General features: G+C 48.2%; 14 protein-coding genes and 2 tRNA genes. 15 read left to right on the top strand and 1 reads right to left on the bottom strand.

Features of this window, described 5'->3' with window-relative positions; all coding sequences use genetic code 11:
- Positions 1–203: 203 nt before the first annotated feature.
- Positions 204–1,430: an amidohydrolase family protein gene (locus SGI98_10990; GenBank protein ID MDZ4743927.1), complete on the top strand. Its 1,227-nt coding sequence runs from the start codon at positions 204–206 to the stop codon at positions 1,428–1,430.
- Positions 1,414–2,595 (top strand): 8-amino-7-oxononanoate synthase, encoded by a 1,182-nt coding sequence (gene bioF, locus SGI98_10985; protein ID MDZ4743926.1) that lies wholly within the window; start codon positions 1,414–1,416, stop codon positions 2,593–2,595. The genes SGI98_10990 and bioF overlap by 17 nt, the downstream gene beginning before the upstream one ends.
- Positions 2,596–2,630: 35 nt before the next feature.
- On the opposite strand, the gene htpG is transcribed toward bioF, so the two are convergent.
- Positions 2,631–4,502: a molecular chaperone HtpG gene (htpG, locus tag SGI98_10980; protein MDZ4743925.1), complete on the bottom strand. Its 1,872-nt coding sequence runs from the start codon at positions 4,500–4,502 to the stop codon at positions 2,631–2,633.
- Between the two features lie 59 nt (positions 4,503–4,561).
- On the opposite strand from htpG, the gene SGI98_10975 reads away from it, so the two are divergent.
- The 13 genes from SGI98_10975 to rplL all read left to right on the top strand — a co-directional run bounded on the left by SGI98_10975 (position 4,562) and on the right by rplL (position 14,385).
- On the top strand, positions 4,562–4,684 hold the full coding sequence (locus SGI98_10975; GenBank protein ID MDZ4743924.1) for a hypothetical protein: 123 nt from the start codon (positions 4,562–4,564) through the stop codon (positions 4,682–4,684).
- Between the two features lie 88 nt (positions 4,685–4,772).
- On the top strand, positions 4,773–6,092 hold the full coding sequence (locus tag SGI98_10970) for a VWA domain-containing protein (protein MDZ4743923.1): 1,320 nt from the start codon (positions 4,773–4,775) through the stop codon (positions 6,090–6,092).
- A gap of 184 nt (positions 6,093–6,276) precedes the next feature.
- Positions 6,277–8,229, top strand: coding sequence for a HAMP domain-containing sensor histidine kinase (locus tag SGI98_10965; protein ID MDZ4743922.1), 1,953 nt, complete (start codon positions 6,277–6,279; stop codon positions 8,227–8,229).
- On the top strand, positions 8,226–8,936 hold the full coding sequence (locus SGI98_10960; protein MDZ4743921.1) for a response regulator transcription factor: 711 nt from the start codon (positions 8,226–8,228) through the stop codon (positions 8,934–8,936). Before SGI98_10965 ends, SGI98_10960 begins: the two co-directional genes overlap by 4 nt.
- Positions 8,937–9,625: 689 nt before the next feature.
- A tRNA-Thr gene (locus SGI98_10955) sits at positions 9,626–9,701 on the top strand.
- A 64-nt stretch (positions 9,702–9,765) separates the two neighbouring features.
- On the top strand, positions 9,766–10,959 hold the full coding sequence (gene tuf, locus SGI98_10950; GenBank protein MDZ4743920.1) for an elongation factor Tu: 1,194 nt from the start codon (positions 9,766–9,768) through the stop codon (positions 10,957–10,959).
- 89 nt (positions 10,960–11,048) lie between these two features.
- Positions 11,049–11,124: transfer RNA gene (locus tag SGI98_10945), tRNA-Trp, on the top strand.
- Positions 11,125–11,143: 19 nt separating this feature from the next.
- Positions 11,144–11,473: a preprotein translocase subunit SecE gene (locus tag SGI98_10940; protein ID MDZ4743919.1), complete on the top strand. Its 330-nt coding sequence runs from the start codon at positions 11,144–11,146 to the stop codon at positions 11,471–11,473.
- Between the two features lie 4 nt (positions 11,474–11,477).
- On the top strand, positions 11,478–12,095 hold the full coding sequence (gene nusG, locus SGI98_10935; protein ID MDZ4743918.1) for a transcription termination/antitermination protein NusG: 618 nt from the start codon (positions 11,478–11,480) through the stop codon (positions 12,093–12,095).
- A gap of 20 nt (positions 12,096–12,115) precedes the next feature.
- Positions 12,116–12,541, top strand: coding sequence for a 50S ribosomal protein L11 (rplK, locus tag SGI98_10930; protein MDZ4743917.1), 426 nt, complete (start codon positions 12,116–12,118; stop codon positions 12,539–12,541).
- Between the two features lie 102 nt (positions 12,542–12,643).
- The gene (rplA, locus tag SGI98_10925; GenBank protein MDZ4743916.1) at positions 12,644–13,345 is read left to right on the top strand and encodes a 50S ribosomal protein L1; all 702 of its coding nucleotides are present in this window, start codon (positions 12,644–12,646) and stop codon (positions 13,343–13,345) included.
- A 19-nt stretch (positions 13,346–13,364) separates the two neighbouring features.
- Positions 13,365–13,877 (top strand): 50S ribosomal protein L10, encoded by a 513-nt coding sequence (gene rplJ / locus SGI98_10920; protein MDZ4743915.1) that lies wholly within the window; start codon positions 13,365–13,367, stop codon positions 13,875–13,877.
- A gap of 136 nt (positions 13,878–14,013) precedes the next feature.
- Positions 14,014–14,385, top strand: a complete 372-nt coding sequence (gene rplL, locus SGI98_10915; GenBank protein ID MDZ4743914.1) for a 50S ribosomal protein L7/L12 — start codon at positions 14,014–14,016, stop codon at positions 14,383–14,385.
- The last annotated feature ends 126 nt before the right edge of the window (positions 14,386–14,511 follow it).

Genomic DNA, 14,511 nt, shown 5'->3' with positions numbered 1-14,511 from the left:
CGAATTGACTCATAAGTTATGACACCAGAAGGAAAAAGATTATACTCGCACTCGAAAGCATCCTGACTCTATCGACTCACTTCACACAAAGCCTAATTTTTCCCCTTTCTGCAAGGGGGGGAGAGAGTCATTTTTGAATTTCCGGCAAGAAACGTTTTTTCGTTTTTGACGAAGTGGGTAACGGGGATTAATAATAAGGGGTCATGCTCATTAAAGCCCGTACCATTTTACCTGTAGTGACTCCGCCGATAGCGGACGGGATGGTCTGTGTCGAGGACGGGCGGGTGGTGGATGTCGGGCCGGAAGATAAATTCCGCGGGCGACTCGCGCACCAGGAGGTCATCGACCTTGGTTCGAGCATTTTGCTGCCCGGATTGATTAATTCCCATTGTCACCTCGACTACATGATGATGAAAGGATCGATTATCCCGTCGGATTCCTTTTCGAGCTGGATCCGGCAGATTAATGGGCTCAAACGGATGCTTGTTGCTGATGATTATCTCTTGTCCATCCATGAGGGGTATGAGGAGCTTTTGGATCATGGAACGACAACGGTGGTTAATATCGAGAGTTTCCCTGAGGTTTTCCCCCGGTTGACTCCGCCGCCCTTGCGTGTGATCTGGGCTTTGGAACTCATCGATATCCGGGTGCGGCAGGACCAGCCCGATTTTGTCGATGGTATGTTGCTGGCTTTGAATTATCCGGAAGAGTGGCTGGGGGGAGTGGCCCTTTCCCCTCATGCACCTTACACGGCATCGGTGGATATTTATAAACTCGCCCGGGACGCTGCGCGCGAGCTCGGGTGCCTAGTCACGACGCATGTATCCGAGTCGGATGAGGAATTTGACATGTTCACGCTGGGGAAAGGGAATTTTGCCCAGTTTATGAAAAGTATCGGTCGTGACATGAGCGACTGCGGGATTCACACCCCGTTCCAGCATTTATTGAGGAAGGGAGCCGTCGGGGATGATGATTTGCTGGTGCATATGAATTACCTGAGCGAGGAGGATATCGTGGAGGCGGGTCGGAGGGGGATGACGATTTGCCATTGCCCGAAGAGTCATCATTATTTCGGGCACGGGGAATTCCCTCTAATCAAACTGCGTGATGCGGGTGCCCGGGTTGTTTTGGGCACAGACAGCCTCGCCTCGAATAACAGCCTTGATCTCTTTAGTGAGATGAGGGCGGCTAAAGAAAAGTATCCCCAGCTAAATTACCGCCAGCTTCTGGATATGTGTACGATTGATGCGGCGCGGGCGATAGGTAAAGGCGGGTGTCTCGGGCAAATTGCTCCGGGAGCCCTAGCGGATTTTGTGGCGGTGCCAGCGACGGGGTTTGATGACCCCTTTGAGGATGTCTGCCGATTCCGGGACATTGTTCCTTTTGTTATGATTAATGGAAAGGTCGTGCGTCGTGACTGTGTCCTCTGACATGGATCAATGGCTCTCAGGCCAATTACTCAAAATCGATGCCGCCCATCTCCGGCGCAAATTGCGCACCGTGGAAAGCCCTCAGGGCCCAGAAATCAGGATCGAGGGGCAGACGGTCTTAAACTTTTCATCGAATGACTATCTCGGGCTGGCTAATCACCCCTTGATCAAGGGTGCCGCGCAAATTGCGCTGGATCATTATGGCACGGGTGCCGGGGCTTCGCGCCTGATTAGCGGGAATTTCGAGCCGCAAGCAGCTTTGGATGCGCAAATTGCCCGTTGGAAAGGAACTGACGCGGCATTAACTTTCTCCAGCGGGTTTGCTGCGGCACTCGGGACGGTGACGGCTTTGTGCGGAAAGGAGGATGTGGTGATCCTGGATAAACTGGTGCATGCCTGTGTCGTGGATGGAGCCCGAATGAGCGGGGCCGCGGTCCGGGTTTTTCCCCATAATGATAGGGGGAAATTAGAGAGTCATTTAGCTTGGGCTCGGGGAAAGGCCGACAGTAATGGCGGGAAAATATTGGTCATTACGGAGAGTGTTTTTTCCATGGACGGGGATCGTGCTCCCTTGGCCGAGATGATTGCACTCAAGGAAAAATACGGAGCATGGCTGATGATTGATGAGGCTCATGGACTCGGAGTGCTGGGCGCGACGGGGGCCGGACTGGCGGAGGATCTCGGGGTGCAATCTCGGGTCGATATCCAGATGGGAACGATGAGTAAGGCTCTGGGCAGCGGGGGCGGTTACATTGCAGGCTCGCAGGCACTGGTGGACTTTTTGCTTAACCGGGCGCGTTCCTTCATTTTCTCCACGGCCCTCCCTCCTGCGACCTGTGCGGCGGCGATGAAAGCTATCGAGGTGGTATCGGGTAATGAGGGGAAAAAACTGCGCAAATTGCTCTGGGAAAATATTTCAGCTTTTACGGGGGCATTTCAAAGGGGAGTAACCGCACAAAGCGCGATTATCCCGGTCATGATCGGGGATGAGTCCCGTGCGTTGCAAATAGCGCAGGGATTATTTGACGCAGGTATTTATGTCCCGGCCATCCGTTATCCGACAGTCGCCAAAGGGGCGGCCCGGCTGAGGATTTCCCTCAGCGCAGGGCATACCCCGCAGCAAATTGCGCGGTTAGTATGCGCACTGCCTGCGCCCGGTCAATAGGTCTGGCGCGGGCTGGGGGCTGGCGGGAGGCTACATTAAAATGCTTTGCCTAAGACACGATTTAATCTCCTCACAAAGTCGGGGGCATCTTTGATCTCGACACCTTCCATCAGGAGGGCCTGGTCAAAGAGGAGTACGGCCACATCGGAAATCTTCTCCTCGTCGTCAACATTCTTGAGGCCTGTGATAATCGGGTGGTCCGGATTGATTTCTAGAATGGGTTTCACCTCGGGAAGGTCGTCGCCGCGACCCATCTGCTTCATCATCGCATGCATCTGGTAGGTAGGATCGGATTCATCCGTGACAATACAGCTCGGGCTGTCGGAAAGGCGTATGGACACTTTGACGTCCTTGACGCGGTCGCCTAGGGCTTTTTTGATCTTTTCCACGACAGGAAGAACGTTTTTTTCCTTCTCCTTGTCTTGGGTATCCTTGAGGTCCTCACCGGCGTCGGAACGGTTGACGGCTTTGAGATCCGCGTCTTTGTATTTGTGAAGGGAGGGAATGACGACTTCATCGATTTTGTCGTCCATAATGAGGACTTCAATCCCTTTTTTCTTGTAGGCTTCAAGCAGCGGACTGGCGCGGAGTTTCACCTCGTTATCCCCGCTGATGAAGTAAATGGCCTTCTGTTCAGGCTGCATCCGGCCCTTATAGTCTGCGAAGCTTGTCCAGCCCTCGACTTTGGAGGATTTGAACCTTACCAGGTCGATCAATTGATCTCTGTGTGAATAGTCGGAGTAGAGGCCTTCCTTGAGGGGACGATTATACTGGGCGATAAACTCCAGGAATATGTCAGGCTTGTCCTTGGCCAGTTTCTCAAATTCAGAGAGGAGCTTTTTCACGCTGTCTAGCTTGATCTTCATCATGACTTTGTTCTGCTGGAGGATTTCGCGGCTGACATTCAGAGGTAGATCCTCGCTGTCAATGACCCCGCGGATGAATCTTAACCAAGAAGGGAGAAGCTCCTTGTCGTCATCTGTGATAAAGACACGGCGGACGAAGAGTTTTACCCCCGGTTTATAATCCGCATAGTACATGTCGAATGGAGCGGTTTTCGGAATGTAGAAGAGGGTCGTATACTCAATGGTGCCTTCGGCGCGGGTATGAGTCCAAAACATCGGATCATCCACATCGTGGCCCACTGTCTTGTAAAACTCCTTGTAGTCCTCGTCCTTGAGTTCGTTTTTGGAACGTTTCCACAGGGCGCTGGCAGAGTTAACCTGTTCGGTTTCCATTGCCTTGGACGTTTCCTTGCCTTTGTCATCGCGCTCAGTCTTTTCGTAGGTGAGGAAGATCGGGAAAGCAATATGGTTAGAGTATTTTTTGATCAGACTTTCAATCGACCAGTGGGAGGCGTATTCCGCACCCTCTTCATTTAAATGCAGGACGATAGTGGTGCCGTGGGATGGTCGGACGGCCTCAATAATTTCAAACTCTCCTTTGCCTGTGCTTGTCCATTTGCAGGCCGTATCCTCGCCAGCCTTCCGTGAGGTGACCTCGATCAGGTTCGCGACCATGAATGAGGAGTAGAATCCCACGCCGAATTGACCGATCAGGTTTGAATCCTTTTTTCCGTCACCGGAGAGTCCCGCGAGGAAGGTGCGTGTGCCGGAGCGGGCGATCGTGCCCAAGTGCTCGACGAGCTCAGTCTCGTTCATGCCGATTCCGTTATCGGAAATGGTGAGAGTTTTTGGATCTTTCTCGTTGAACTCTATATTGATGGCCGGATTGAACGATAGGGATTTGAATTGATCATCGGTCAGGGTGAGATACTTCAGCTTGTCCAAAGCGTCAGAGGCGTTCGACACCAGTTCGCGCATGAATATCTCCTTGTGCGAGTACAGGCTGTGGATGATCAGGTGGAGGAGTTGGTTTACCTCGGTTTGGAATTGATGTTTACTCATAGTGGTCAGTGTTTTCTTGTGGATAAATTGTTGTTCGGTGTATTGAAGTCGCAGAGTTAATGATTCCGGATATTCCCTTACCCGCTTTTGTGAAAGCTGGTTCACATGAATACGGATTACCTCTCTGTGACGAACGCCATGAATCTACAGGACTGCGGAACGACCCACAAGCGGAAATCTAACACATTCCTGATCTCTCATTACATTTTTTTTACAATTGATTAACGATAGCCTGACAACACGGGGGAAGGAATTTGCCAGTATGAGGGCATGAAAACAATATTCATCGCAATCACAATGGCGGCGCTGGCGCTTTGTTTAACCACAGGCAAAAGCGAAGAAATAATCACGGTCAAACTCACCCCCGACCGGAATAAGATCGTTAAAACCAAAGATGCCGAGGTTTTAATTAAACTCGAGCTTAAAGGCCGGGAAGCATCCCGAAAAAGGCGGACCCCGGTTAATCTGGCCCTTGTACTGGACCGATCGGGTTCCATGGCGGGGCCCAAGCTTGAAAAGGCAAAACAGGCCGCCTGTGTGGCGATCGACCAGCTTTCTGAAAAGGATACGATCTCCGTGGTCATCTACGATGATCTGAGCAACCTCCTGATCCCGCCCCAGAAAGTCAAAGATAAATCGCATTTAAAGTCATTGGTCCGGGAAATTACTGATGGCGGGAGTACGGCCCTTTATGCCGGGGTGGAGATGGGCGCTCAGCAAGTGAATAAATTCTTCGCCAAAGAAAATGTCAACCGTGTCTTCCTGCTTTCCGACGGGATCGCCAATGTCGGGCCCAGCTCACCAGCGGAACTCGCCCGGCTCGGACGCAATTTGCGCGAACAGGGCATCCAAGTCACCACAATCGGGCTGGGGGATGATTATAATGAGGATTTGATGGTTTCACTGGCTGAGGCTTCAGCGGCGAATTATTATTACGTGCAAGATACGGAAAAATTACCCGGGATATTTGCGGAGGAACTCGGCAAAATCCAAAACATTCTCGCACGCAATTTGCGCGTGATTATCGTGCTCCCCGAGGGGGTAGAAGGTATCGAAGTCGTAGGTGAGCCGGATATCCGTTTTACCAACCGCCGCGCGGAGATTATCCTGCCCGAGGTTTACGGATCCCAAAACCGCAGTTTCCTGGTCCGTGCCCGGGTGGTGAATGCCTCAGGCGGAAAAATGGACGTAGCTCAGGCAAATATCGATTATAAGGATGAAGAAAGCGGGAAAGATAAAAAACAACAGATTCTTGCCTCTATCGAAATGACGGAAAATCAAAAGGAATCCGACGCCTCGCTGAATGTCGAGGTGGCCCAAGAAGCGGCCTTGGTACAAAATAGGGTGGTCCGTGAGGAAGCTCTGAAACTCGCTGATTCAGGAAAAAAGGCAGAGGCTGTACTAAAGCTCAAAGAACAATCCCAAGCCATCAGTAATCTTCCTGCAGCCGCCAGAACCCCGAAACTCGATCAGGAAAGGGATTCCTTGAGTGCCGTAGCGGACGAAGTAGAAGCTAAAGACGGTTTTGATAAACGCAGCCGCAAAGCTTTCCAATACGAGAATTATAAACAGAAAAACCAGAAAGAGTAGGTGATGTGAATCGTGTTACCGGAGGGGGACTCCTTCCCCCTCCTTTTTTATGAGGTTCTCATGAAGGAATCATAAGCGTGATAAAAGAAGGCCAGGGACGGGTTCGTAATGAAAATAATCGAGGATTCCGAGGACATGTGTCGCAATTTGCACGGATTCTGTTAATGAACCATTGATTAATCGTATGAAGAAGAATGCCATCATTTTTATCGTTTTTATTTTTCTCCCGGCCTTTGTGCTCGGGGTGCTGGCATTCCGAGCGGCGGGGCAACAAAAAGTGATTATTGAAAATCAGGAAGTGGAACTCCGGCAAACCCAGACGGATGAATTAGCCGCGCAGGTCAGGCTTTATATTGCCTCGGAATTCCTGAAATTCAAAGACGGGGTGAATGAATTTGGCAGCCTGGCCAATAGTGGCCAGCTTCCAGAGCAGATTGTTACGGGACTCGAGCAGAATAGTTTATTCTCGGAATATCAACCGGTCTTTTTTGCCACGGATATGCAAGGCGGGATCGTGGCGCCTTCACAGATTGCCGTGGATTCGGATGCGCGCCTGAAAAGTTTTTTTGAGCTGAATCGCACTTTTTTTGGGAATCAAACATCCGTGGCTGTTTACCAGACAGTTCCCCAGATCGATGAGGTTCTTAAGCAGAACCAGATGTCCACTGATAAATTACAATCGAAAGATAACCGGTCGGATGCCGCATCAGGCCTAGCGATGGAATCTCAAAAGCGGGACAGAATAAGTGGGGATCAGATGTCTGCATCAAAAGTAGATAATGCCCCCGCGCCACCTACTGCGGCGATCACTCCGGATGTTTCCCTATCCAGCAGGAATGAGGAAAAAGAATCTTTCAAAAATAAGAAAGCTGAGACCTATTACCGCAGTGTCGCGCCGAAAAAACAGGTCAGGCTCCAGGACGAAGAAAATAAACAACAAACATCGTCGGTGGTGGCAGATTATACACGGTTTAGTGAAATCGTGAGTGCCCAGAAGGAAGGGATTATTTCCCGTTACGTCGATGATCGGCTGGAGGTTTTATTCTGGTATAGGCCCGACCATATAAAAGAGACGGTTTTTTGCATGGCTTTAGAGGCTAAGGGGGTTGAGAAAATGATGGCGATAGGTTTCCCATCCTCAGTCCTCAAAGGGAATCAGGACGTGGGAATCGCCATACTGAATAACAAGGGTAAACCCGTGAGTTTTTCCGCAATGGATGGTTACCGCCCCGACTGGAAACAGCCCTTTGTCGCTACGGAAATAGGGGAAGTACTTCCTTATTGGGAGGTGGGCTTGTATTTCCGGGACGCGAACCGGCTGGAGCGTTCGGCCCGGACCATGAGATTAGTCCTCATGAGTGTCATCGCCCTGGCACTCGCCGCTATTTGTGTAGGGGTATGGTTTATCTTTAATGAAACCCGTAAACGCATGGAGATTGTCCAAAAGAAAACGGACTTTGTCAGTAATGTGTCGCATGAACTCAAGACACCGCTGACCTCGATCAGGATGTTTGCCGAGTTGCTCTTGGAGGGACGGGTGCAGGAACCCGAAAAAGTGACGAACTATTTGCGCATCATCACACTGGAGAGCGAGCGCCTGACAAGGTTAATCAACAATGTATTAGATTTCGCCAAGATCGAGAAGGGACAGAAACGGTATCATAAAAGAGTGTTTGATTTTTATCCGGTGATTCAAAAACTGTGGGAAGGTCAGGAACTGCACTTGCGGAATCAGGGATTCGACACAGTCTGGCACGGGGAGCAAGTCGCCTATCTCATCGACGGGGATGAGGATGCCTTGTCACAGGTCTTGGTTAATTTGCTCTCGAACGCAGAAAAATATTCTACCGATGTCAAAAGTATCGAATTACACACGGTCATCGACGGGAAGAAACTCCATGTCAGTGTGCTTGACCGGGGTATTGGGATTCCGTCAGGTGAGGAAAAGAAAATTTTCGAGCGTTTCTACCGTGCCCATGACTCGCTTTCGAGTGGTGTACAGGGTTCGGGCCTAGGGCTCACACTAGCTTTAAAGATCGCCGAAGATCACCGGGGGATCATTACCTGTGCACAAAGAAAAGGGGGAGGCAGTAATTTCACCCTCACGCTGACTCTAGAAGAGGAGACACTTTTATGAAAAAGAAAATTTTGGTCGTTGAAGATGATGCCCATATCCGGATGGGACTCGTGGAGTCGCTCAAAAGCGAGAATTACGATGTCGATGAAGTCAGTGACGGGCGTCAGGTGATGGCCAAGCTCAAAGGGTTCCAGCCCTCGCTGATGGTGCTCGATGTCATGCTCCCGGGAAAAAGCGGGTTCGATCTTTGCCGTGAGATCAGGGCGGGTGGGATGCAAGTGCCGATCCTCATGCTCACGGCCAAGGGGCAGGAGGTCGATAAAGTAGTAGGGCTCGAGCTCGGCGCGGATGATTATATGACAAAACCTTTCAGTGTGCGTGAATTACTCGCACGGGTCAATGCCCTCCTGCGGCGTTCCGAGCAAATTGCCCCAGCTGGAAAAAACGGGAAAGGGATCGTCCTACCTGCGCAAATTGTTTTCGGCTCAGTCAAGATCGATACTAAGGCCATGCGCGGCCAGAGGGGAAAAGAGAAAATCGACCTCACGGAAAAGGAACTCAAGATTATTGCCTTGCTCCACCGCGAGACAGGCAATGTCGTCAGTCGTAACCAATTACTCGACGAGGTCTGGGGGATGGAATATTACGGTACCACCCGCACACTCGATCAGGTCATTGTGAAGATCCGCCAGAAAATCGAAGTCGACCCTGCCGATCCGGTACACCTCCTCACCGTTCATGGAGTCGGATATCGATTAGAAGTGTAGAGAGAAAATCTGGGAGGGACTGTGATTGCAAAACGGGCGTGCCATACGAATACACACAATATTCAAAGTCATTCTGAGTGAAATACTTTGAGCTTAACCGTTTTGGATAAAAATCGATCTTTCTAAAGAAAACCCGGACGAATTAAAAAAAGTGATTAAATAACGGGAAGATTTAGGTCGAAATACACATTTTCACGGAAAAAGAAGGCGGCTAGTTGATCGGCGTTCAAAATGTTCCTCGTGGAAAATTATGAGGATCGGACAAATTAGGGAGTTAGGGTGCTCTATCCTTTAGAATATTATCATTTCAAAGATAGAGAGAAATCCGACTTAAAAATTGACAGTAAATCATGTTTTGTCAATGAATATATTATCAACTTTATGTGAAAAAGTTAAAAAACCAATTGACTAATTTTTCGGAAAGTCCTTATTTTGATCCCCTTGGAGTAATTCAAGTCTTTGGAGTCTTCAGAGAATTCTTTTCGTTACCAACGAATAAAATTTTCGGGAGGCTTTTCGTCATTTGACGGCAAAGCAGGTTTTATTCCAGAATGATAAACGATTTTTATTTTTGGTGGAAGCTAGAGATTAAAATTGGAGCGAGCCCGGTCATCGCATGGATTCATACAAGCTGTTGTGTATACGGTACGGATGGATTTAAAAAGAGCGGGAAAAGAACTGTAAGTAAGGCCCATGTAGCTCAGTTGGTAGAGCACGTCCTTGGTAAGGACGAGGTCACCGGTTCAATCCCGGTCATGGGCTCCATAAGAAATATAAATTTAGAAAACAATTCAAAACACTAACCAAAAAACTGTAAGGAGAAGCCAATATGGCCAAAGCAGTATTCAATCGTACTAAACCCCATGTTAACGTTGGAACAATAGGACACGTTGACCATGGTAAGACAACCTTGACTGCCGCAATTTGTTCCGTATTGGCAGGTAAAGGCATGGCGGAAGCTCGTAAATATGAGGATATCGATAACGCCCCCGAAGAAAAGGCGCGCGGTATTACCATTAATACTTCCCACCAGGAGTATGAGACAGAGAATCGTCACTATGCACACGTTGATTGCCCAGGACACGCTGACTACATCAAGAATATGATTACCGGTGCCGCCCAGATGGACGGAGCGATTCTTGTCGTGAGCGCTGCAGACGGTCCGATGCCTCAAACACGCGAGCACATCCTTTTGGCTCGTCAGGTCGGTGTGCCTGCCCTTGTTGTTTTCTTAAACAAATGCGACATGGTCGACGATCCCGAGCTTTTGGAACTTGTCGAAATGGAAGTCCGCGAGCTCTTGAGCTCCTATGAGTTCCCTGGTGACAAAATCCCCATTATCAAAGGTTCTGCTGTTAAAGCCCTCGCATCGAGCGATCCAAGTTCCCCTGATGCCAAGTGTATTCTTGAGCTGATGGATGCGATCGATACATTCATCCCTGAGCCAGCCCGCGAAATCGATAAACCATTTTTGATGGCTGTCGAAGACGTGTTCTCCATCTCCGGACGTGGAACAGTGGCTACCGGACGTATCGAACGTGGTATTGTGAAAAAAGGTGAGGAAATTGAAATCGTCGGTATCAAGGATACGATTAAGACAGTTGTTACTGACGTTGAAATGTTCCGTAAGAGCCTTGATGAAGGCCGTGCGGGCGACAACTGCGGTCTCTTGTTGCGTGGTGTTGAAAAAAATAACATCGAGCGCGGTCAGGTTCTTGCCAAAACAGGTTCGATCAAGGCTTATACAAAGTTCAAAGCTGAAATTTATGTCTTGAACAAAGAAGAAGGTGGACGTCATACCCCGTTCTTTAACGGATACCGTCCTCAGTTCTATTTCCGTACCACAGACGTGACCGGTGTCGTGACATTGCCAGCGAGTGTTGAAATGGTGATGCCCGGTGATAATGTGAGTATCGAAGTGGAATTAATTACCCCTGTTGCTATTGAAAAAACAATGCGTTTCGCGATCCGTGAAGGTGGCCGTACGGTCGGTTCCGGTCGTGTTTCAGACATTGTTTCATAAAGGGATAAAAATCATTTCTGATCCAGCCGGCCCTGTCAAAATAACTGACAGGGCTCGACTGTCTCGGGAAAAATGTTTTTTTGGTCGTTAGGCCAGTAGCTCAATTGGTAGAGTAGCGGTCTCCAAAACCGTTTGTTGGGGGTTCAAGTCCCTCCTGGCCTGCCAATAAAGGTGAAAATATAAAATGAATTTTACAGATATAATACTCAATTGGATCAAAAACCATCCTGCTACGACTATAATATGGGGAGTCGTTGCACTTTTTGTAGCATGGTTAATGATTAAGCACGGTGCAAAAATTAGGAATTTTCTTTTTGAGACGAAAGTGGAGCTCTCGAAATGCATTTGGCCGATCGATCCACAGGAAAAAGGTTATGCACGTTATCAAGGGTTGATCCAATCCACAGTGGTTGTGATCGTTGCCTGTGTATTGTTATCATTTTATATTGTGGCAGCTGATACAGTCTTATCATCATTTATCAGGAAATTCATTTTAAAAATTGGAGACATGTAAAATCGTGGAAGATCAAAATCCCATACCAAATGAGGGGGCTGTGACCCAAAGTGCTCCAGAAGAAAATACTAACTTTCAGTGGTTCAGTATCCATGTACTCAGTGGGCAGGAAAATAAAGTCAGAGACAGCCTGCTCAAAAGAGTCAAGATCGAGGAAATGGGGGAATGTGTTAAAGAAATCCTCGTTCCTACTGAGAGAGTCGCGGAAGTCAAAAGAGGAAAAAAAATCGAGGTTGTCCGCAAACTTTTTCCCGGTTATGTCTTTGCCCATTTAAATTTATATGACGACAAGCGTCAATTAGTCGGAAAAACCTGGTACTTTATCCGTGAGTCAAACGGGGTGATCGGGTTTGTCGGCGGTGAACGTCCTAGCGCATTGAGGAATGAAGAAGTAGAGAATTTAATCGCCCAAATCTCCGAAAAAGAGGACAAGGCAAAACCTAAAGTTGATTATAACGTAGGTGAAAAAGTGAAAATTAATGATGGTCCGTTCATGAGTTTCACCGGTGTGATTGAAGAAATCGACACTGAAAAAGGAAAATTAAAGGTTTCCGTTTCCATTTTTGGACGGAATACTCCTGTGGAACTTGAGTACTGGCAAGTGGAGCGTGAAGTAGATTAAAACAAGATAAAAGGTGAATTATGGCTAAAGAAGTAAGTGCAATCATTCGTTTACAGATTCCGGCAGGGCAAGCAAATCCAGCTCCCCCCGTTGGACCGGCATTGGGTCAACATGGTGTTAATATCATGGGATTCTGTAAACAGTTCAATGCTGAAACCCAGAAACAGGTAGGAGATATCCTACCTGTCGTGATTAGTGTATATAAGGATAAGTCCTTTACATTTATCACAAAATCACCACCCGCAGCGGGACTGATTAAAAGAGCTGTAGGAATCGCTTCGGCATCGAAGGAACCGAATAAAACAAAAGTGGGAAAAATCACCAAAAAACAGCTTTTGGATATTATTAATGTCAAACGTAAAGATTTAAATATCAATAGTGACGAGGCCGGTATCCGCATGATGACAGGTACATGCAGAAGCATGGGAATCGAAGTTATTGACTAAAACAACAACGTGGGAGCTTCTTATTTTTCTTCAAATAGGAAAATTACGGGAGCGAAGAGTCGGTTTCTACATAGGGACCGTCACACCACAAGGAGTAAAATAATGGCTAATCAAAAAAGTAAGCGTTATCAACAAGCAGCAAAGCTTGTTGACATGAAAAAGGTTTATCGCCTTGAAGAGGCGGTCAGCATCCTCAAAAAAATGCCCGCCACCAAATTTGACCAAACGGTGAATCTGGCAATTAAACTCGGAGTCGATCCGAAACAATCCGACCAAATGGTGCGTGGAACCGCAGCACTTCCCCACGGAAGTGGTAAAAATGTGCGTGTGGCTGTGTTCGCCCAAGGGGCGGCTGCAGACGCAGCTCTGGCAGCAGGTGCCGAGTATGTCGGTTTCGAAGACCTGATCAAAAAATGCAGTGATGGGTTTAATGATTTTGATGTCGCTATTTCCACGCCATCAGCGATGGTGGAAGTACGCAAACTCGGTAAGGTTCTTGGTCCCCGCGGTTTGATGCCAAACCCGAAGACAGGGACAATCACTGATGACACAGCCAAGGCCGTTAAAGAAGTTAAAGCCGGCCGTGTGGAATTCAAAATTGATAAGGCAGGAAATATCCATGTCCCGACTGGGAAAGTCTCCTTTGATGAAAATGCCCTCTTGGATAATATCCATGCTGTAATAGAGGCGATTTTGAAATCACGTCCTTCGACGGCAAAAGGGACCTACGTCCTAAATGCGACATTATCCGGAACAATGACTCCCGGGATCCGTCTCGATGCGAGTGCGATCATTAAAAGCTAACTTTGAGAGGGAATAAAATATGAGACCCGAAAAAACAATTTTAGTCGCAGATATCAAGTCAAAGATCAATGCATCCCCGTATTTGATCGTAACCGAATATTCATCCATGACAGTAACTCATTTTAATGAGTTGCGCAAACGTCTCCGTGATGTCCAGGCCGAATACAAGGTGATCAAAAACACGGCATTACGTATTGCCGCCGAACAGTCAGGGCTCCCTGATCTGAGGGCTTCTTTGACAGGGCAGATCGCCATTGTCACTGGCCTGAAGGATGTGTCAGCCGCTGCCAAAGTCGTAAAAACCTTTGCTTCGGAATTCGAAAAACCATCCATTAAACTGGGTGTGCTTGATAATAAGCTTTTGAGTGCTGCAGAGGTAAAAGCCTTGGCAGACTTGCCAAGCTTGGATGTCCTCCGCAGCATGATTCTCGGTGTGATTAATGCTCCTGCGACCAAACTCGCTGTGTTGCTTAATACTCCGGCTGGACAATTGGCCCAGGTTATTAAGGCAAAAAGCGAAAAAAGCGCATAATCACCAGATAAACAAATTTGGGCGTAATAAAAAATCCCATGTAACTCGTAGCTTCCGGTTTATGCCCGCCGGAGGTTAATTTGAACCGGGGTTCGGTTCGACTACGACACAAGGAAAAATAATAAAGGTAAAACATATGGCAGATCTGGATACAATCGTTCAGCAACTCAGTGGGCTCACCGTTTTGGAAGCCGCTGAACTCGTAAAGAAACTTGAAGAAACTTGGGGTGTCAGTGCTGCTGCTCCTGTAGCTGCTGCTGCAGCTCCCGCTGCGGCTGCCGCTGCTGCAGAGGAAAAGACATCCTTCAATGTTATCCTCAAAGAAACCGGTGCTAACAAGATCAATGTGATCAAAGAAGTACGCGCTGTCACCGGACTTGGACTCAAGGAAGCTAAAGACCTCGTTGAAGGTGCTCCTAAAGCGATCAAAGAAGGCGTGAATAAGGAAGAGGCTGAAGACATCAAGAAAAAAGTCGAAGCTGCTGGCGCCAAAGTAGAAATCCAATAAGCGCTTAATTTTTGACTCCCGCCTGAAACTTTTTTTCCAGGCAACAGGCGGGAGTCTTTTTACATTTCACGGACAGATCGCGAAGTGAAAAAAATGCAATAAAATTGCCTTGGGAAAAAAATACCG

It is taken from the genome of Verrucomicrobiota bacterium, assembly GCA_034440155.1.
In the GTDB taxonomy this organism is placed as follows: Bacteria; Verrucomicrobiota; Verrucomicrobiia; order JAWXBN01; family JAWXBN01; genus JAWXBN01.
The sequence above is the reverse complement of the archived record's forward strand: the minus strand, read 5'-3'. Positions and strand labels throughout refer to the sequence as shown.

Excerpts from the sequence above, each read along its gene's own strand:
- SGI98_10990 (MDZ4743927.1), top strand. The coding sequence starts at position 204 with ATGCTCATTAAAGCCCGTACCATTTTACCTGTAGTGACTCCGCCGATA.
- SGI98_10975 (MDZ4743924.1), top strand. The coding sequence starts at position 4,562 with ATGATTCCGGATATTCCCTTACCCGCTTTTGTGAAAGCTGGTTCACAT.
- SGI98_10965 (MDZ4743922.1), top strand. The coding sequence starts at position 6,277 with ATGAAGAAGAATGCCATCATTTTTATCGTTTTTATTTTTCTCCCGGCC.
- SGI98_10940 (MDZ4743919.1), top strand. The coding sequence starts at position 11,144 with ATGAATTTTACAGATATAATACTCAATTGGATCAAAAACCATCCTGCT.
- rplK (MDZ4743917.1), top strand. The coding sequence starts at position 12,116 with ATGGCTAAAGAAGTAAGTGCAATCATTCGTTTACAGATTCCGGCAGGG.
- SGI98_10970 (MDZ4743923.1), top strand. The coding sequence starts at position 4,773 with ATGAAAACAATATTCATCGCAATCACAATGGCGGCGCTGGCGCTTTGT.
- rplL (MDZ4743914.1), top strand. The coding sequence starts at position 14,014 with ATGGCAGATCTGGATACAATCGTTCAGCAACTCAGTGGGCTCACCGTT.
- htpG (MDZ4743925.1), bottom strand. The coding sequence starts at position 4,502 with ATGAGTAAACATCAATTCCAAACCGAGGTAAACCAACTCCTCCACCTG.
- tuf (MDZ4743920.1), top strand. The coding sequence starts at position 9,766 with ATGGCCAAAGCAGTATTCAATCGTACTAAACCCCATGTTAACGTTGGA.
- rplA (MDZ4743916.1), top strand. The coding sequence starts at position 12,644 with ATGGCTAATCAAAAAAGTAAGCGTTATCAACAAGCAGCAAAGCTTGTT.
- SGI98_10960 (MDZ4743921.1), top strand. The coding sequence starts at position 8,226 with ATGAAAAAGAAAATTTTGGTCGTTGAAGATGATGCCCATATCCGGATG.
- rplJ (MDZ4743915.1), top strand. The coding sequence starts at position 13,365 with ATGAGACCCGAAAAAACAATTTTAGTCGCAGATATCAAGTCAAAGATC.